Genomic DNA, 16,858 nt, shown 5'->3' on the forward strand with positions numbered 1-16,858 from the left:
TCTTTTTATTCTGGGAGTTTCGTAAATGGCAGTTGCCTCCGGCGCCTATAAGAAAGCCCTCGAGGGCGACCAGACACCGAAAAAGGTGCTGGTCAAAATCGACCGGGTCACGAAGAAGTTCGACGAGACGATTGCGGTGGACGATGTGTCCCTGGAAATCAAGAAAGGCGAAATCTTCGCCTTGCTCGGCGGATCGGGTTCGGGCAAATCCACCTTGCTGCGCATGCTCGCAGGCTTCGAGCGCCCAACGGAAGGACGCATTTACCTCGACGGTGTGGACATCACCGACATGCCGCCGTACGAGCGGCCGATCAACATGATGTTCCAGTCCTACGCCTTGTTCCCCCACATGACCGTGGCCCAGAACATCGCGTTTGGCCTGCAGCAGGACAAGATCCCCAAGGCCGAGGTCGACGCCCGTGTGGCCGAGATGCTCAAGCTGGTGCAGATGAGCCAGTACGCCAAGCGCAAGCCTCACCAGCTGTCTGGCGGCCAGCGTCAGCGGGTGGCGCTGGCGCGTTCCCTGGCCAAGCGTCCGAAACTGCTGCTGCTCGATGAGCCGATGGGCGCACTCGACAAGAAGCTGCGTTCGCAGATGCAACTGGAACTGGTGGAGATCATCGAGCGCGTGGGCGTGACCTGCGTGATGGTGACCCACGACCAGGAAGAGGCCATGACCATGGCCGAGCGCATCGCGATCATGCACCTGGGCTGGATCGCCCAGATCGGCAGCCCGATCGACATCTATGAAACGCCGACCAGCCGCCTGGTGTGCGAGTTCATCGGCAACGTCAACATCTTCGACACCCAGGTGGTGGATGACGCCGAAGGCCACGCGGTACTCAAGTGCCCGGACCTGGACCGCGATATCTACGTCGGCTACGGCATCGCCACTTCGGTGGAAGACAAGTCGGTGACCTACGCCATCCGCCCTGAAAAGCTGCTGGTGACCACCGAAATGCCGACCTGCGAGCACAACTGGTCCAGCGGCAAGGTGCACGACATCGCCTACCTCGGCGGCCATTCGGTGTTCTACGTCGAATTGCCGAGCGGCAAGCTGGTGCAATCCTTCGTGGCCAACGCCGAACGCCGTGGCCAGCGCCCTACCTGGGGCGACCAGGTGTACGTGTGGTGGGAAGACGACAGCGGCGTGGTACTTCGCTCATGAACATGAAGAAGTTCAAACGCCAGCTGCAACGAATAACCCCCGGTGGCCGGCATGTGGTCATCGGGATCCCTTTCCTCTGGTTGTTCCTGTTCTTCATGCTGCCGTTCTTCATCGTCTTGAAGATCAGCTTTGCCGAAGCCGACGTAGCGATCCCGCCTTACACCGAGATCTACACCTTCGTTGAACAGAAACTGCAGTTGGTGCTGAACCTGGCCAACTACGGGATGCTGGGCGATGACGAGTTGTACATCGCGGCGTACCTGGGCTCGCTGAAGATGGCGTTTTTCAGCACCATCCTCTGCCTGCTGATCGGCTACCCGATGGCCTACGCCATTGCCAGCGCACGCAAGGAAATCCAGACCGTGCTGGTGCTGCTGATCATGATGCCGACCTGGACTGCGATCCTGATCCGGGTCTATGCGTGGATGGGCATCCTCAGCAACAACGGGTTGCTCAACGGCTTCCTGATGTCCATCGGGTTGATCAACGAACCGCTGCAGATTCTCAACACCAACATTGCGGTGTATATCGGCGTGGTCTATTCGTACCTGCCGTTCATGATCCTGCCGCTGTACGCCAACCTGGTGAAGCACGACCAGAGCCTGCTGGAAGCCGCGTCGGACCTGGGTTCGAGCACCTTCAACAGCTTCTGGAAAATCACCGTGCCGCTGTCCAAGAACGGCATCATCGCCGGCTGCATGCTGGTGTTTATCCCGGTGGTGGGCGAGTTCGTGATCCCGGAACTGCTGGGCGGTCCGGAAACCCTGATGATCGGTAAAGTGTTGTGGCAAGAATTCTTCAACAACCGTGACTGGCCGGTGGCGTCTGCCCTGGCGGTGGTGATGCTGGCGATCCTGATCGTGCCGATCATCCTGTTCAACCGCAGCCAAGCCAAAGAGATGGAGGGCAAGATATGAAGCGCGTCAGTTTCTCAAGCTTCATGCTGGTGGCGGGGTTGCTGTTCATCTACCTGCCGATGCTGATCCTGGTGATCTACTCGTTCAACGAATCCAAACTGGTGACGGTGTGGGGCGGTTGGTCGATCAAGTGGTACGTCGGCCTGTTGGACAACACCCAGTTGATGGGCTCGGTCGGTCGTTCCCTGGAAATCGCCTGCTACACCGCGATTGCGGCGGTGGCACTCGGTACATTGGCGGCGTTCGTGCTGACGCGCATCAGCCAGTTCAAGGGCCGCACGCTGTTCGGCGGCCTGGTGACGGCGCCGCTGGTGATGCCGGAAGTGATCACCGGCCTGTCGCTGTTGCTGCTGTTCGTGGCCATGGCGCAGATGATCGGCTGGCCGCAGGAACGTGGCCTGGTGACCATCTGGATCGCCCACACCACGTTCTGTTCGGCGTATGTGGCGGTGGTGGTGTCGGCGCGCTTGCGTGAGCTGGACCTGTCGATTGAAGAGGCAGCCATGGACCTGGGTGCGCGGCCGTGGAAGGTGTTCTTCCTGATCACCATCCCGATGATCGCGCCGTCGCTGGCGGCGGGCGGCATGATGTCGTTCGCGCTGTCGCTGGATGACCTGGTGTTGGCCAGCTTCGTGTCGGGGCCGGGTTCGACCACGTTGCCGATGGAAGTATTCTCGGCGGTTCGCCTGGGGGTTAAACCCGAGATCAACGCCGTGGCCAGCCTGATTCTGTTGGCGGTGTCGATCGTGACCTTCCTGGTGTGGTTCTTCAGCCGTCGTGCGGAAGAGCACCGCAAGAAAGCGATCCAGCAGGCGATTGAGGAAGCGGCTGCGGATGGTTGGGAGAAGCCGGCGGATTCGCGTCGGGCTCCAGCACCGGTCTAATCAGGTAGCCCTGAAGAAACCGGATCAAAAATGTGGGAGCGGGCTTGCTCGCGAAAGCGCAGTGTCAGTCACCGGATGTATTGACTGATCCACTGCCTTCGCGAGCAAGCCCGCTCCCACATTTTGATTGCATTCCAATTCGGGTTAAGCAGTCCAAGGCGACTTGCGAATCACCTCGACGAAATTCATCGGCTTGAACCCCGGCTCCTGGTCCACCAGCACATCGGTCTTCACGTTGCCAAACGTAGTCTGCGGACGATGGCGCAGGCCGTCGGCAAACGCGCAGATGATGCACTCCTTGAACCCTTCACCCCGTGGATGCGCATGCACCACCGCTTCGCGCTGCACGCTGGTAAACGCCGCGTACTCCATTCCCAGCACATCCATTTCCACGCCCGCCGTCACCAACGCCACGGTTGGACGCAAGTGCTTGGGCACCCCCGGTGTGGTGTGCAGGGCGATGGACAACCACACCTGTTCGATGTCGTCATCGCTCAACCCGTAAGGCTTGAGAAAGTCCGCCGCCGCGTTGGCGCCGTCCACTTCAAAGCGTTCGTCGTCACTGCGGTGACCTTCCACCAGGCCCAGGTCGTGGAACATCGCGCCGACGTACAGCAACTCCGGGTTATAGGCCAACTGCTGGCGCTCGCCGCTCAATGCGCCGAACAGGAACACCCGGCGGGAGTGGTGGTAGAGCAGGTCGGATTCGATGTCGCGGATGTATTCGGTGGTGGCCTTGGCCAGGGCGCTGTCCGGGATCTTGATGCCGGCGATGGTGGTGCTCATGGTCGTTCTCCTCAAGAAAGCGCCGGGGTTGGCGCCGATGAGTCCAGTCTGGTCGCGCGCCCGCGAAGGGGCCATCGCGGCGAGGATGCGATCCCGGCCAATCTGCCGCGATATCGCGCCAAGGCTATGCGCGATCAAATGTAGGAGCTGGCTTGCCTGCGATAGCATCACCTCGGTATACCTGCTACACCGAGGTGTCTGCATCGCCGGCAAGCCAGCTCCTACAAGGGTTGTGTTTATTCAGTTAGAAAAAGGTGTTCCTGCTCATGGGCAAAACCGTCGCCATCCTGATCTTCCCCGGCGTCCAGTCACTGGACGTGACCGGGCCCCTGGATGTGTTCTGCGAGGCCAACCGTTTTCTGCCGCCCGAGGCGCATTACCAGCTGGAGGTGATTGGCCTGGGGCACGGCAACATGGCCTGTTCCAACGGCTTGTCCTTGCAGGCACACCGGCATTTCAGCGAGGCCGTCGAGCCCTACGATTTACTATTGATGGCCGGCGGGCCGCAGTTGCCCTTCGAGGATTTCGGCCCGGTGTTCAATCAATGGCTGCGTGACGCCAGCGCGCGAGCGAAACGTTTCGGCTCCATCTGTAACGGCGCCTTCATGCTCGCCCGCGCCGGGTTGCTGGACGGGCGCACCGTCACCACCCACTGGGGCGACGCTGCCGATCTGGCCGCCTTATGCCCATCGGCCCAGGTCGAAGCCGACCGCCTCTATGTGCAGGACGGCAACCTCTACACCTCGGCCGGGGTGACGGCGGGCATCGACCTGTCGCTGTACCTGCTGGCCCAGGACCACGGCCCGGAAGTCGCCCTCAGCGTGGCCAAGCGCCTGGTGGTGTTCACCCAGCGTTCCGGCGGGCAGTCGCAGTTCAGCCCGTTCCTGACACCCCACGCGCAAGCCACCTCGGCGGTGGCGCTGGTGCAGCTGTATGTATTGGCCAACCTGACGGGCGACCTGACCATCGCCGACCTGGCCAAAGCCGCCAACATGAGCGCGCGCAACTTCTCGCGGGTATTTGCCCGGGAGGCGCAGATCACTCCGGCGGAGTTCGTCGAGCGGGCGCGGGTGGATGCGGCGCGGGTGATGCTCGAAAGCACCCACGCACCGCTCAAGACCGTGGCGTATCAATGCGGCTTTCGCGATGCCCAGCACATGCGCAGTGTGTTCAATCGCCGGCTGGGCGTGACGCCGCAACAATTCCGGCTTAACTTTGCGGCGCCGGTTTGAGCGTGTCATAGGCTTCCAGGGCGCGCAGCGAGTAGATATACGCCGCGCCGGCATTCAGCGAGATCGCGGTGGCCAGGGTCGCGGCCACTTCTTCGCGGGTGGCGCCGGCCTTGATCGCCGCGTCGGAATGCACGCCGATGCAGCCGTCGCAGCGAGTGGTGATGGCCACGGCGATGGAAATCAGCTCGCGGGTCTTGGCATCCAGAACGTTATTTTCCTCGGCTGCTTCCCCCAGCGCCATGTAGGCTTTGACCATCTTCGGGTTGCTCTTGCCCAGCGCGCCAAAGGCTTTCTTCACGGTAGGCAGCAAGTCGGACCAGTTATTGAACATCGTGTTAACTCCTGAACGGGTTGGGTGTGAAGCCAGTGTGCGCGGTTCAGGTTTGGCGCTTTTGTTCGATCCACTCACCTTTTTGACCGATGCTCGCAAATGAACTCCATTGACACCCTCATCGCGTTGGCCAACCTGCGAGGCAGCCTGGACCTGCGTTGCCAGTTCCAGGGCGCCTGGGCCATGGACCACGAGCCCGAGCCGCTGGGCGTGGCGCCGTATCACATTGTGCTGGCGGGCACCTGCCGCGCCGAATTGTCCGGCGGGCAGCAGGTGACGTTGGAGGAGGGCGACATCCTGTTGATGCCCGGTGGCGCGACGCACCTGGTGCGCAGCCAGGGCGCGCGGGTAAAGCCGGTGGCGCAGACCGTGATCGAAGGCGGCTTGCTGCCGATCCATCGCCTGGGCGGTGAGCAGCCGGACGTGGACATGCTCTGCGGCAGCTTTCGCTACAACCGCCAGTCGTTGCTGTTCAGTGCGTTGCCGGACTACCTGGTGGTGTCCAGCCGGCAATGGCAGGCCGATGGGCAGCTGGCGGCATTGATCGCACTGTTGCGCAGCGAGGCGGACGGGCAGCGGCTGGGGGCGCGGTTTTTCATTGATGCGCTGTCGTCGGCGTTGTTCACCCTGATCCTGCGGGCATGGCTGACGCAGCAAGCGCCGGTGGCGGGCACCTTTGCCTTGTTGACCGACAAACGCCTGGGCAAGGCCTGGCAGGCGATGCTGGCGGATCCCGGGCATGAGTGGACCATCGACAGCCTGGCCAGCGCCGCGTCGATGTCCCGGGCGACGTTCATGCGTGGGTTTGTCAAAGTGGCGGGCGTGTCGCCGTGGGTGTTGCTGACGCAGTTGCGCATGGAGCTGGCGTTCAACCTGCTGCATCAGTCGCGGCTGAGCCTGACGGATATTGCCGCTCGGGCGGGGTATCAATCCCAGGCGGCGTTCAGCAAGAAATTCAAGGAAACCTACGGTGAGGCGCCGGGGCGGCTGCGAGCACGGTAGACGCAACAACGCAGATCAAAATGTGGGAGCGGGCTTGCTCGCGAATGCGGAGTGTCAGTCACCAGATGTATTGACTGATCCACCGCATTCGCGAGCAAGCCCGCTCCCACATTGGTTTTTTGTTTCTTCAGTTATTGCGGTGTCCGGGCCGGCAACAGCTTGAGCGTACTGCGGGTATTCGCCGTCACTTCCTCATCATTGAAATGCGCCTGCTCATACCCGCCTTCGATGTACGTTTCCGCCTGATCGGAATAGTGCTTGTCGAACGGCACACCACTCTGCCCGACCGGGTTGATGGTCAGCCCATGGGCGGCATCGGCGAAATCAATCAGGCGTCGGGTCGACGGCCCGTACGTCACCGGCCACGGCGCCGGGCCGATCTGTGCGGATTGGTTGTTGGGCACTTCATGGGTGCCGGGAGCGGCAAACGGGCCTACGTTGACGATCTTGTCCAACGGCTTCTGCGAGCCCAGTGGATGGCCGTGGGTCAGGGTGTGGGCCTTGCCCCATTGCCACTGCGATGGGTCGTCACCAAAGGTCGCCTTGAGGTGTTGCAGGCTGTTGTCCCAGGCAAGCTTGACGGTCTCGGCGCGGTGGCCATCCCACCACGGCGAATCCGCTGAAGCGGCCAGGCGCGGCAAGGCTGCGTCCACTACCCGAGTGGTGAGCAAGGTCTTGAACATCCCATCGCCCAGTTTCGGGTGGAACGCTGCGTCAGTGAGGTTGAACAGGAACTGGTTGAACAGCGTGGCACTGGTGGAGTCCAGCGGGTAATCGCCTTTCCAGGCTGCCAGTTGCTCCACCAGCTTCAACTGCGCCGGGTCCTTGACCACCTCACGCAGCACCGGCAGCAGCGGTGCCAGCAGCCGTGGGCCGTAGGCGGTGGTGGTGCCGAGCTGCAAGGCCTGGCTGTTGTCCACGTCCCATTTCACGCTGTTGTCGCTCAGTTGCGCGTTCAACTGCTGGCCACGGTCTGCCAGGTTGTAATACCCGGGGATCGGCATGCCGGTGGGTGACGCCGGCTGGGCATTGGCGGACACCACATATCCGCGGGCCGGGTTTTCTTCCTGGGGGTTGGCGCTGAATGGGTAGAAACCGAGCTTGTCCGCCTGGGCGGTACTGCCGTCGAGGATAAAGCCCGGGTTGACCCCGGCCGGGCGGATCGGCAATTGCGCCGCCGCCCACCAGCCGATATCGCCCTTGGCATTGGCCCATACGATGTTCAAGCCAGGCGCCTGGACCTTGGCCGCCGCCGCACGCGCTTTGGCGAGGGTATCGGCACGGTTGAGCTGATAGAAACCGTCGAGGATCGGATTTTCGGTATCCAGGAATGCCCACCACATGGCAATCGGCGTCTTGCCGGCATTCTCGCCGAGCACGTCGTTGATGATCGGACCGTGGGGCGAGGTGCGCAGGGTCAGGGTTACCGGGTCCTGGCCCTTGACCGCGATCTGTTGCTCGCTGCTGGTCATGTCCACCCACTTGTCGTGGTACCAGACCTGGTTGGGGTTGTCCGGGTTGACCTTCTCGGCGATCAGGTCGAGGTCATCGTTCTGGAACATGGTCAGGCTCCAGCCGAAATCCTTGTTGTGGCCCAGGAACGCCACCGGCACCAGCGCGTTGTGATAGCCGTAAAGCTCGAAGCCCGGCGCCGACAGCTGCGCCTCGTACCACACCGACGGCACCGAGAAACGGATATGCGGGTCACCCGCCAGCAACGGCTTGCCGCTCTTGGTGCGGCTGCCGCTGATGGCCCAGGCGTTGCTGCCTTCGAACTGCGGCAGGCCGTTGTCGGCCATGGCCTGTTCGCTCAACTGGGCAATGGCGCCGAGGTCTTTCCAGTCACCGGCCGCCAGGTTCAGCGCGCCCTTGGGCTGCCAGTCGAGGTCGAAGACCTTCAGGTAGTCGTTGCCCAACTGATCGCGTACGTAGGTCAGCAAGGGTTCGGTGCGAAAGGCTGCGGCAAAGCTGTAGGCCAGGTAGCCGGCGACGCTGATGGTGTCCTCGGCGGTGAACGGGCGCTTGGGGATGCCCAGTACGTCGAACTCCATGGGTTTGGCGTGGCTGTCCTGATACTGGTTGACCCCGTCCAGGTAGGCTTGCAGGGCCTTCCAGGACGCAGACTCATGGTCCATGTGTTCGACGTAGCTCAAGGCGCGCTCGCGAATGCGCAGGCTGCGGAACAGTTTGTCGGTTTCCAGCAACTTGGGTCCCAGCACCTCGGCCAGCTCGCCACGGGACAGGCGCCGCATGATTTCCATCTGGAACAGCCGGTCCTGGGCATGTACGTAGCCGAGGGCACGGTACAGGTCAGTCTCGTTCTCGGCGCGGATATGCGGCACGCCTCGGTCGTCGTAGCGCACCGTGACCGAACCTTGCAGATGGGCCAGCTCCACCGTGCCCTGGCGGGTCGGCTGCTTGCTGTACACGTACCAGCCGGCGCCAACCATAAGGGCTACGAGCAGGATGGCCAGCGCGGTCAGGATGCGTTTCATGGGTTGTCCCTTATTAGTCGGTCACCGTGAAGATTCGGGCAGTTTAGTGGGTTTGGCGAGCGCTGCGGAAAATGCTCTCGGGTTCGTGCTCCCTGAACCTGAGCTGCATGAAGTGGGGGTTCTGAAGTGGGCCGCGGGTAGGCGGAGTATTATGTTTACTCTGTTACATGAAACCAGCGGCGCGATGATTCACCCCGTCATCCGGGCGCGCCTTTGCTATCACTTTCGGAATGCAATTTATGACAGATCCCAGCCGTGCACAGGTGCCTTATGCCTGCTGCATGGAAACGCCATCGCTGATCAGCAATTTTTTGCGATACCCGCCGGTGGGTTTCACTGCCCAGCTGTCAGCACAGGGACTGCCGTACTTTTTCACCCGGTTCGACCTGCAGACCACCGCCGACGATGAGCTGCGTAGCCGCCTGCGCAGTTGGCCGGGGTACCGTTTGTGGCAGTCATGGCTGCATATCGACACCTGTTTTATCGGCACCACGGTCAGCGAATATTCCCCGTTCCCGCTGAACGTACCGCCACAGGACATGGCGCAATGGCTGCAACAGGAGTGTGCACCGCAACGCAAGCTCACCATCGTCAAGGATGTGCCGCTGGATTCTCCGCTGCTCAGCGTTGAGGACAATCGCTACGCACACGCGTTGATCGAGGCCTGCACCCAGCGCGGATTCATCAATGTAGAGGGCCAGGCGCTGGCCTATGTACCGATCGACTTCAGCTCGACGGATGAGTATCTGTCGCGGTTGTCCCACAGCCGTCGCCGCAATATCCGCCGCAAGCTGCGCAGCCGTGATGAGCTGCGCATCGAGATCCTGGACACCGGCGATGCCCGCTTCAGCGATGAGCAATGGCAGCAGGAACTGTATCGGCTGTACAAGGCGGTGTACGCACAGAGCGAAATCCACTTCGACTTGCTCACGCCCGAATTCTTCATCCAGTTGCTCACCGATGCCGACAGCGGCGGGCATGTGTTCTGCTACTGGGACGAGGACGAACTGGTTGGCTATAACCTGTGCTACCAGCAAGACGGCAAGTTGCTCGACAAGTACATCGGCCTGAACTACCCGCTGGCGCTGGAGCACAACCTGTACTTCGTCAGCTGGTTTGTGAACCTGGAGTTCGCCCTGGAAAAGGGCCTGCAGTTTTATGTCGCGGGGTGGACCGATCCGCAGGTCAAATCCAGCCTCGGCGCCAAGTTCACGTTTACCCGCCATCTGGTGTGGGTGAGGAACCCGCTGCTGCGCAAAGTGATGAACCGTTTCCGGCACCATTTTGAAAGCGATACCCAGTGGCAGCAGGAGCAAACCGCATGAGCCAGGCCCGTCCCGCATTGATCCTCGATTTTGACGGGGCCGTGAATAACATTCCCGGCGCCCTTACCCTGCCGTTGCAAGCCTGGCAGGAGAAAATCCGTTTCGGCTGCCGCTGGGCGCAGTTCAAGGAGCTGGAGAGCGCCCTGCACGCGCAGATGCCCAGCGATTACGGCTGTGTGTTTACCGGCAGCGGTGATTATCACCACCTCAGCCAGCTGTTGTTGAACCGTCTTCCCACCCAGCAAAAGATCCAGCTGATCATTTGCGATAACCACCCGGACAACATGCGTTATCCGTTTGGTATCCATTGTGGGTCTTGGGTCTACTGGGCCAGCCGCCTGCCGCAGGTCGAGCACGTTCACGTGCTGGGCATTGGCTCGCCGGACATTTCCCTCAAGCACGCCTGGGAGAATCACTGGTCGCCGCTGGTGAAACGCAAGCTGACCTACTGGAACACCAACGTCGATACCCGCTGGTTGAACTGGATCGGCGCAGGCCGCAGCAATCGTGCATTCACCAGCGCGGACGAGTTGATGAGCGCGTTCCTGGCGCAGCTCGACCCTTCGCTGCCGGTGTATCTCTCCATCGACAAAGACGTGCTGAGCCCGCAGGTGGTGAATACCAACTGGGACCAGGGCGAGTTTCTGGAGAAGCATTTGAATGCGCTGATCGATGCCTGCCACGGCAGCATTATTGGCGCGGACATTACCGGCGACGTGTCCGCCTACCACTACCAGAGCAAGTTCAAGCGCTGGCTGAGTGCGTCGGATGGCCAGGAAGAGCTGCCGGAGAACCAGGTGGTGATCTGGCAACAGCAGCAGAATGAGCTGAATGCGCGCTTGTTGACCCGTATCGATCAAAGCTGGGCCTAGCGTTTAAGAATCCGCCGCAGATGATCCAGCACTTGCTCGAACAGCTCGTCCGTCAGCCAGTGGCTATTGCTGATCGACAGTGTCTGGGCGGCGAAGCTTTGCGCGCGGGGGATATCGGCGCCTTGCTGTAACAGCGGGGTGAGTGCCGGGTAGCCCGGCAATACGTGGATGAACAGGCGGGTCACGCCCAGGCCTGCCGTCCACAGCTGCGCCATCGCGGTATCGCGGGTTTGTGCGCTGGGCATCACCACCATCAGGAACGGCCAGGTGCCTTGCTGGCCCGGGCTGTCGGTCAACACCGACACGCCGGGCAAGCTGCTCAGCTGCGCCACGCGACGCAAGGCCCGCAGGCGGCCTTGCTGCAAATGCTCGGGCAAGCGTGCCAGGGCTGCGGCGCCGACCTTCTGGCGATAGCCGCCCAACCGGTGCAACGGAATATCGTTGACGGAAAAATCATCGCCCACCGCCGCCACTTCATCGCCCCGCGCCAGCGCCGCCCGCAGCGGTTTGCCGTACACGTACTTCAGCCCGCGGGGCTGATACGCCGCGGCATAGCCCCACAGCTCGGCGCTGCGTTGCACTTCCCAGCGCAGGCTGAAGGGCAAGTCCTGCCGGCATTGCTGGTGCAACGCCTGATGCAGCGCCGGATCCCGGCTGAACAACACACCGCCTTCAGCCGTCGTCAGGCCTTTGCCCAGCGCCATGCTGAAAAAGCCGATGTCGCCTTTCAGTCCGACGCTTTTTCCATCATCCAGTGCGCCCATGGCTTGGGCGGCGTCTTCGATCACCGCAATGCCGAGTGGCTCGGCAATGCGCTTGGCAGCCTCCACATCCGCCACACGCCCGGCCAGGTGAGTGACGACGATCGCCAAGATGTTTTGGTTGCACAGCTGCGCCAGCTGGTGTTCGTCCAGGTCGATGCTGCCGGGCTGCAGATCGCACGCCACCACGCGCAAAGGCGGGCAGTGATGGGCCGCCAGGGCCACCAGCGGGCAGGTATAGGCCGGCACGATAAGCTCGGTGCGCCCCGGCGTGCGCTGCTGCAACACCCGCAGCGCCATGATCAGCGCGGCGGTGCCGGAGCAGGGCAGGGCCGGCAGCGGGATGTCGAGCTGTCGGGCCAGGTCGCGGGCCAGGTCGCCCGAGCGGTTGAACAAGTCCTGCCAGCGCAGGGGAAGCCCCGCCGTTGGCGGAATCTCCCGCTGGCTGACAACGGGCGTCATGACGCCAGCGTCTGCGAGGGTTCGGCCTCGACGGTCTTGCTTTCTTTGTCTTCGCTGCGCGCCAGGCACAGGATGCCCGCAATGATCAGCGCGCCGCCGACGACCTTGGGCAGGGTCAAGGTGTCATTGAATAGCCACACGGAGATCAGCGTCACGCTGATCAGCTCCAGGTGTGACGCCGCAAACGCCGGGCCCACCGGGGCGTATTTCAACAGCGTCATCCAGGTGAAAAACGCGCCGATGTAGCCCACGAATGCGCCGTAGATCCATGGCGCACCGAACACGCGGATCAACCAGGCGGCGTCCATCGTCAGCGGTTCGGCATGAATCGAGGCGAACTTGAAACTGACCTGCGCCAAGGTATCGAAAATGATCAGCGACAGAAAACCCAGGATATAAAACCGTTTCATTACTCGAACCCCACGACGGTCACGCCACAGGCGATCAGCATGATGCCGATCAACCGCCATTTGCTCAGGCTTTCCTTGAACAGGAAACGCCCGGCAATCATGATCACGACAATATTGATGGAGCCCAGCATCACCCCGACCGACAACGGCACCAGTGTCAGGAAGGCCAGCCACAGCACGAATTCGAACACATAGCAGATGATTCCCAGCCAGATCCACGGACGCTTGAGCATATGGCGCCAGTGGGCCATGCCGTCATGCTCGGCGCTGGCTGAGGCTGCGGCTTTGAACGCCAACTGGCCGGACGTATCAACGATGACGTTGAGTATCCAGAGGATGATGGTTAATTGGCTCATGTGTTCCCGTGTCGTCTGCTTGTACGGCTAGTTGCTTACGATACAGGAGCGTGCCGATACAGTTGTTCGAGTTTGTCGAACGAACAGCGTCTGTTCAGCTTGCCGGGTCAGGGTGGAGACGTTTCCCCGTTCCACTCGCAGTAACAGCCGACCGCCAGGGTGTGGGTCGCATTGACCTCGCGTCCGCCTTCGAGGGCTTGCAGGATCGGCTCGATAAAGCTGTTGCTGGAGTTACACGTCAACCCTTCGCTGTAGGGCCCGAAATACGCCAGCTTGCCGCTGCGGTCCCAGATGCCCACGGCAGGGCTGGCCGGCAGATGCTGGGCACCGGGCACGGCCTTGAGGGCCTTCATCGAGCCCAGGGTGGCGGGCAACTGGCCGTGGCTGCCGGCTTTCTGCAGGGAATAGAACTCCACGCCCTGGGGGGCGTACTGCTCGATCAACTCGCCAAGGTGCTGCTGGTTGCCGACATTGCACGGGCAGGCGGGGTCCCAGAAGTGCACCAGGCGGATCGGGCCCGGGCCGGCAAGCTCGGCCGGCAGGCTCAGGCTGTCACCGGAAAACACCGCCGTATGTTCACTGAATGCCCGCAGGTAGCGTCCCTGGAACCAGTCATACGCCGCCCACAACACCCCGGCGCAAATGATCACGATCAGGCTGGCGAAGAGGGTGGTGCGGTAGGGCTGTCGCATTTGGATCAATCCTCGGAGGACGCGTAGCTTGCCATGCTTGCCCTGACAGATGAATATCGCGGCTCGATATTCATCTGTTCAACGCGTTGAAGCCACAGTCTGGAAGTTCTTATGCCCGTTACGTTTGACCCTGATCATCTACGCGAAAGCTTGCGCCCACTGGTGGACGCGCAGCCGCTTTCAGCCGAGGCCCGGGTCTACCAGCGCTTCTACGGCCTGGACCTCGCTGCCCGCAAGGTGCCCGCGACAAGCCGCCTGGGGCGGTTTGCGGTGGATGGGTTCGACGTGGTCTGCCAGGTGTGGTGGCCACCGGTGCCGGTGGCGACGATGTTCCTGTTCCATGGCTTCTACGACCATATGGGCCTGTACCGGCATGCCGTGGACTGGGCGCTGGACCAGGGTTTTGTGGTGATCGCCTGCGACTTGCCGGGCCATGGTCTGTCCAGCGGCGAGCGGGCCAGCATTGATGACTTTGCGGTGTACCAGGACGTGGTGCAGGCGTTGTTTGAACAGGCCAGGGCGCTGCAATTGCCGCAGCCGTGGCACTTGTTCGGGCAAAGCACCGGCGGCGCGATTGTGGTGGATCACCTGCTTAGCCATGGCGTCGACAGCCCGGCCCAGGGCAAGACGTTCCTGTTGTCACCGCTGGTGCGGCCCCGCGCCTGGGGCTGGTCGCAGCTCAGTTATTACCTGCTCCGGCCGTTCGTCAAAGGCATTGCCCGGCGCTTCAGCGATAACACCAACGACCCGCAGTTCAAGCCGTTCCTGGAGGCCGACCCGTTGCAGCCACGGCAGTTGCCGACTGCCTGGGTGGGCGCCCTGGCGCGCTGGATCAAACGTGTTGAAGCGGCGCCACGCAGCACGCGGCGGCCGTTGATCGTGCAGGGTGAGGAAGACATGACGGTGGACTGGCAGCACAACCTGAAGGTGCTGCGCAGCAAGTTCGACCAGCCGGAGGTGTTGATGCTGCCGCGCGGCAGGCATCACTTGGCGAATGAGATTCCGGAGATTCGGCAGCAATACTTCGGGTTTCTCACCGATCACCTGAAATAACGCAATCCAAATGTGGGAGCGGGCTTGCTCGCGAAGGCGGTCGATCAGTTAGCATAACCAGTGACTGGCACACCGTCTTCGCGAGCAAGCCCGCTCCCACAGGGTTACTGCGCCAGGCTTGAAGTGCTTTGGCCGACCGCCAGCCCGGCGCGAATCGCCGCCAGTGCCGCCTTGTAGTACGCCTTGCCCTCCGGCGACTCCGCGAACGTCGCGAACTCTTCCAGCTCCGGGTCGGACAAATCCCGGTAGACGTACAACAGCGTGTTGTTCAGATCATTGCCGATCTGCTGCATCAGGCGCTCACGCTGGCCGTTCAACATGCCCTGCGCCTGGCCTCCGCCCAACAGCCCGGGGATCATCTGGCTCAAGCTGTCGGCCGCCACGCCGGCAATCGCCAGGCTGACTTCAGCCCCGGCTTCCCGCGCAGGCAAGGCCTGGGCCAGGTGGCCGATGATCAGGCTGCGGGTGGCATCGGCTTCCATGTGCGGCAAGCCCTGGGCGTTCTTCGCCAGTTGATCGCGGCGGGTGGCCAGCAACTCGGCGGCGACAATCTTGCGGCCCAGCGGCGACTGGAAGAAGGCCAGTGCCGGCTTAGGGTCTGCCAAATTCTTGCGCAGTTGCGCTTCGGCGCGCTGGTCTACCGACTGGGGCGCGAAGCGTTTATTGCTGTTGTCCACCAGCGCCTGATACACCGCCGGCGGCAGGCTGTTGCGGTAGCGTTGCTGGGCGGCACTGAGGGCGTCATTAAAATGCGCGCGCTGGTCTGCCCAGCCGGCGACCTTGTACAACTGGTCATGGCTGTCTGCCCAGGCGGGCAAAACGCAGAACATCAGCAAGGAAAAAAACAAACGACGCATATGGACTCCTGTCAGTCGGCCACTATTGTCCGTGTCGGGCGTAGGATTTGTCGAGAAATCCTATCGGTCACCTGACTAAAGTGTATTCAGACGCTCGGCGGCTCTGTCGGATTCACAGGCGTATGGATACTATGCGCGCCATGCCCATACCCTCCGATCACCCGCTGCTGTTACGCATTGTCGATGACCTGGCCGCACAAGGCTGGTCGCAGCAGAATATCTTCCTGCCCGAGGCTCTGACCCTCGAACTGGCGGCTGAGTGCCAAAAACGCGCCGCCGAAGGTGAATTGGCGCCCGCGGCGGTCGGACGGGGGCCTTCCCAGGAGATTCGCGAGGGCATCCGGGGTGACCATATCCAGTGGCTGGAGCCGGGCGAAGTGGTGGCCTGCGATAACTACCTGGAGCTGATGGACAGCCTGCGGGTGGCGATGAACCGTGGCCTGTTCCTGGGCCTGGAAGACTTCGAAAGCCACTTCGCGATGTACCCGCCGGGGGCGTTTTACCTCAAGCATGTGGACCGTTTTCGCGATGACGACCGGCGCATGGTGTCGGCGGTGATCTACTTGAACAACGCCTGGCTGCCGGAACATGGCGGCCAGTTGCGCATGTACCTCAAGGGCGACGTCGAATACGATGTGGTGCCCACCGGCGGTTGCCTGGTGGTATTCCTGTCGGGGGAAATCCCCCATGAAGTCATGCCCGCCACCCGCGAACGCCTGTCCCTCACCGGCTGGTTTCGCCGGCGGGGCAACGAGCCGTTTTGATGATGCAAAAGATTCTGGTCAGCCGCTGCCTGCTGGGGCACCGGGTACGCTACGACGGAGGCGCCAGCGGGCCTTTCGACCAACTGGCCGCGTGGCAGGCCGAAGGCCGGGTGGTTGCCGTGTGCCCGGAAGTGGCGGGTGGCTTGCCGACGCCACGGCCGTCTGCCGAAATCCCGGGCGGGCAGGGGATTGATGTGTGGGAAGGCCGCGCCCAGGTGCTGACGGCCCAGGGGGAAGACTTCAGCGAAGCGTTCCTCGATGGCGCCCGCCAGGCATTGGCGCTGGTACAGCGTCACAATATCCGCGTCGCCGTACTCAAGGCCAACAGCCCGTCGTGCGGCAATCTGCTGACCTATGACGGCACCTTCACCGGCGTGAAGGTCACGGGCGAAGGCGTGACGGCGGCATTGCTCAAGCGCCATGGGGTGCTGGTGTTCAGTGAGCTGGAATTGCCCGAAGCGGCAGCGGCCCTGGCAAAATGCTCAAGCCCG

Annotated in this window: 18 protein-coding genes; 10 read left to right on the forward strand and 8 right to left on the reverse strand. The window is 62.1% G+C overall.

Annotation, left to right across the window (positions count from 1 at the left end; translation table 11 throughout):
• The first annotated feature begins 25 nt into the window (after positions 1 to 25).
• From HX805_RS03420 to HX805_RS03430, 3 genes are read left to right on the forward strand one after another with little or no spacing between them, the layout of a single operon-like run.
• Complete coding sequence (locus tag HX805_RS03420; protein ID WP_003195240.1) at positions 26 to 1,168, forward strand: ABC transporter ATP-binding protein; 1,143 nt, start codon at positions 26 to 28, stop codon at positions 1,166 to 1,168.
• Positions 1,165 to 2,085: an ABC transporter permease subunit gene (locus HX805_RS03425; protein WP_003213882.1), complete on the forward strand. Its 921-nt coding sequence runs from the start codon at positions 1,165 to 1,167 to the stop codon at positions 2,083 to 2,085. The genes HX805_RS03420 and HX805_RS03425 overlap by 4 nt, the downstream gene beginning before the upstream one ends.
• Positions 2,082 to 2,969: an ABC transporter permease subunit gene (locus tag HX805_RS03430; RefSeq protein WP_008438909.1), complete on the forward strand. Its 888-nt coding sequence runs from the start codon at positions 2,082 to 2,084 to the stop codon at positions 2,967 to 2,969. Before HX805_RS03425 ends, HX805_RS03430 begins: the two co-directional genes overlap by 4 nt.
• A gap of 144 nt (positions 2,970 to 3,113) precedes the next feature.
• Here the strand turns inward: HX805_RS03430 and HX805_RS03435 are convergent, their stop codons facing one another.
• Positions 3,114 to 3,755 carry an HD domain-containing protein gene (locus tag HX805_RS03435; protein WP_003213877.1) on the reverse strand — a complete coding sequence of 214 codons (642 nt, stop codon included), beginning with the start codon at positions 3,753 to 3,755 and terminating at the stop codon, positions 3,114 to 3,116.
• Positions 3,756 to 4,021: 266 nt separating this feature from the next.
• Here HX805_RS03435 and HX805_RS03440 point away from each other — a divergent pair, with 266 nt between their 5' ends.
• A complete protein-coding gene (locus HX805_RS03440) occupies positions 4,022 to 4,987 on the forward strand; it encodes a GlxA family transcriptional regulator (RefSeq protein ID WP_177068574.1) in 966 nt (321 codons plus the stop codon).
• On the opposite strand, the gene HX805_RS03445 is transcribed toward HX805_RS03440, so the two are convergent.
• Complete coding sequence (locus HX805_RS03445; RefSeq protein ID WP_177116613.1) at positions 4,965 to 5,318, reverse strand: carboxymuconolactone decarboxylase family protein; 354 nt, start codon at positions 5,316 to 5,318, stop codon at positions 4,965 to 4,967. The two genes, HX805_RS03440 and HX805_RS03445, sit on opposite strands and share 23 nt — an antisense overlap.
• 99 nt (positions 5,319 to 5,417) lie before the next feature.
• On the opposite strand from HX805_RS03445, the gene HX805_RS03450 reads away from it, so the two are divergent.
• Positions 5,418 to 6,320 carry an AraC family transcriptional regulator gene (locus HX805_RS03450; protein WP_102370124.1) on the forward strand — a complete coding sequence of 301 codons (903 nt, stop codon included), beginning with the start codon at positions 5,418 to 5,420 and terminating at the stop codon, positions 6,318 to 6,320.
• A gap of 131 nt (positions 6,321 to 6,451) precedes the next feature.
• On the opposite strand, the gene HX805_RS03455 is transcribed toward HX805_RS03450, so the two are convergent.
• On the reverse strand, positions 6,452 to 8,815 hold the full coding sequence (locus HX805_RS03455; protein ID WP_177022351.1) for a penicillin acylase family protein: 2,364 nt from the start codon (positions 8,813 to 8,815) through the stop codon (positions 6,452 to 6,454).
• A gap of 239 nt (positions 8,816 to 9,054) precedes the next feature.
• On the opposite strand from HX805_RS03455, the gene HX805_RS03460 reads away from it, so the two are divergent.
• Both HX805_RS03460 and HX805_RS03465 read left to right on the forward strand, forming a co-directional pair.
• The gene (locus tag HX805_RS03460) at positions 9,055 to 10,140 is read left to right on the forward strand and encodes a GNAT family N-acetyltransferase (protein ID WP_177022350.1); all 1,086 of its coding nucleotides are present in this window, start codon (positions 9,055 to 9,057) and stop codon (positions 10,138 to 10,140) included.
• Entirely contained in the window at positions 10,137 to 11,012 is an 876-nt protein-coding gene (locus HX805_RS03465) for a hypothetical protein (RefSeq protein WP_003213870.1), read from the forward strand. The genes HX805_RS03460 and HX805_RS03465 overlap by 4 nt, the downstream gene beginning before the upstream one ends.
• Here HX805_RS03465 and HX805_RS03470 read toward each other — a convergent pair.
• The 4 genes from HX805_RS03470 to HX805_RS03485 form a co-directional block, all read right to left on the reverse strand.
• A complete protein-coding gene (locus HX805_RS03470) occupies positions 11,009 to 12,235 on the reverse strand; it encodes a DegT/DnrJ/EryC1/StrS family aminotransferase (protein ID WP_177080607.1) in 1,227 nt (408 codons plus the stop codon). The genes HX805_RS03465 and HX805_RS03470 overlap by 4 nt on opposite strands.
• Positions 12,232 to 12,645: a multidrug efflux SMR transporter gene (locus HX805_RS03475; RefSeq protein ID WP_003213866.1), complete on the reverse strand. Its 414-nt coding sequence runs from the start codon at positions 12,643 to 12,645 to the stop codon at positions 12,232 to 12,234. Before HX805_RS03475 ends, HX805_RS03470 begins: the two co-directional genes overlap by 4 nt.
• On the reverse strand, positions 12,645 to 13,001 hold the full coding sequence (locus tag HX805_RS03480; protein WP_003213864.1) for an EamA family transporter: 357 nt from the start codon (positions 12,999 to 13,001) through the stop codon (positions 12,645 to 12,647). Before HX805_RS03480 ends, HX805_RS03475 begins: the two co-directional genes overlap by 1 nt.
• Positions 13,002 to 13,108: 107 nt before the next feature.
• Entirely contained in the window at positions 13,109 to 13,693 is a 585-nt protein-coding gene (locus tag HX805_RS03485) for a DUF6436 domain-containing protein (RefSeq protein ID WP_003213861.1), read from the reverse strand.
• 111 nt (positions 13,694 to 13,804) lie between these two features.
• Here HX805_RS03485 and HX805_RS03490 point away from each other — a divergent pair, with 111 nt between their 5' ends.
• Positions 13,805 to 14,746, forward strand: a complete 942-nt coding sequence (locus HX805_RS03490) for an alpha/beta hydrolase (protein ID WP_008438921.1) — start codon at positions 13,805 to 13,807, stop codon at positions 14,744 to 14,746.
• Between the two features lie 104 nt (positions 14,747 to 14,850).
• Here the strand turns inward: HX805_RS03490 and HX805_RS03495 are convergent, their stop codons facing one another.
• A complete protein-coding gene (locus HX805_RS03495; RefSeq protein WP_008438922.1) occupies positions 14,851 to 15,603 on the reverse strand; it encodes a DUF2059 domain-containing protein in 753 nt (250 codons plus the stop codon).
• A 131-nt stretch (positions 15,604 to 15,734) separates the two neighbouring features.
• Here HX805_RS03495 and HX805_RS03500 point away from each other — a divergent pair, with 131 nt between their 5' ends.
• Together HX805_RS03500 and HX805_RS03505 are read left to right on the forward strand one after the other, a co-directional pair.
• Positions 15,735 to 16,367, forward strand: a complete 633-nt coding sequence (locus HX805_RS03500) for a 2OG-Fe(II) oxygenase (protein ID WP_003213854.1) — start codon at positions 15,735 to 15,737, stop codon at positions 16,365 to 16,367.
• 2 nt (positions 16,368 to 16,369) lie between these two features.
• A partial coding sequence (locus HX805_RS03505; protein ID WP_177022451.1) for a DUF523 domain-containing protein occupies positions 16,370 to 16,858 on the forward strand: 489 nt, incomplete at its 3' end.

This window comes from Pseudomonas sp. G5001 (assembly GCF_013385475.1).
Classification (GTDB): domain Bacteria; phylum Pseudomonadota; class Gammaproteobacteria; order Pseudomonadales; family Pseudomonadaceae; genus Aquipseudomonas.

Coding starts and splice junctions, on each gene's coding strand:
- HX805_RS03465 (WP_003213870.1), top strand. CDS start 10,137: ATGAGCCAGGCCCGTCCCGCATTGATCCTCGATTTTGACGGGGCCGTG.
- HX805_RS03480 (WP_003213864.1), bottom strand. CDS start 13,001: ATGAGCCAATTAACCATCATCCTCTGGATACTCAACGTCATCGTTGAT.
- HX805_RS03440 (WP_177068574.1), top strand. CDS start 4,022: ATGGGCAAAACCGTCGCCATCCTGATCTTCCCCGGCGTCCAGTCACTG.
- HX805_RS03490 (WP_008438921.1), top strand. CDS start 13,805: ATGCCCGTTACGTTTGACCCTGATCATCTACGCGAAAGCTTGCGCCCA.
- HX805_RS03445 (WP_177116613.1), bottom strand. CDS start 5,318: ATGTTCAATAACTGGTCCGACTTGCTGCCTACCGTGAAGAAAGCCTTT.
- HX805_RS03475 (WP_003213866.1), bottom strand. CDS start 12,645: ATGAAACGGTTTTATATCCTGGGTTTTCTGTCGCTGATCATTTTCGAT.
- HX805_RS03450 (WP_102370124.1), top strand. CDS start 5,418: ATGAACTCCATTGACACCCTCATCGCGTTGGCCAACCTGCGAGGCAGC.
- HX805_RS03485 (WP_003213861.1), bottom strand. CDS start 13,693: ATGCGACAGCCCTACCGCACCACCCTCTTCGCCAGCCTGATCGTGATC.
- HX805_RS03435 (WP_003213877.1), bottom strand. CDS start 3,755: ATGAGCACCACCATCGCCGGCATCAAGATCCCGGACAGCGCCCTGGCC.
- HX805_RS03470 (WP_177080607.1), bottom strand. CDS start 12,235: ATGACGCCCGTTGTCAGCCAGCGGGAGATTCCGCCAACGGCGGGGCTT.
- HX805_RS03430 (WP_008438909.1), top strand. CDS start 2,082: ATGAAGCGCGTCAGTTTCTCAAGCTTCATGCTGGTGGCGGGGTTGCTG.
- HX805_RS03460 (WP_177022350.1), top strand. CDS start 9,055: ATGACAGATCCCAGCCGTGCACAGGTGCCTTATGCCTGCTGCATGGAA.
- HX805_RS03495 (WP_008438922.1), bottom strand. CDS start 15,603: ATGCGTCGTTTGTTTTTTTCCTTGCTGATGTTCTGCGTTTTGCCCGCC.
- HX805_RS03420 (WP_003195240.1), top strand. CDS start 26: ATGGCAGTTGCCTCCGGCGCCTATAAGAAAGCCCTCGAGGGCGACCAG.
- HX805_RS03455 (WP_177022351.1), bottom strand. CDS start 8,815: ATGAAACGCATCCTGACCGCGCTGGCCATCCTGCTCGTAGCCCTTATG.
- HX805_RS03425 (WP_003213882.1), top strand. CDS start 1,165: ATGAACATGAAGAAGTTCAAACGCCAGCTGCAACGAATAACCCCCGGT.
- HX805_RS03500 (WP_003213854.1), top strand. CDS start 15,735: ATGCGCGCCATGCCCATACCCTCCGATCACCCGCTGCTGTTACGCATT.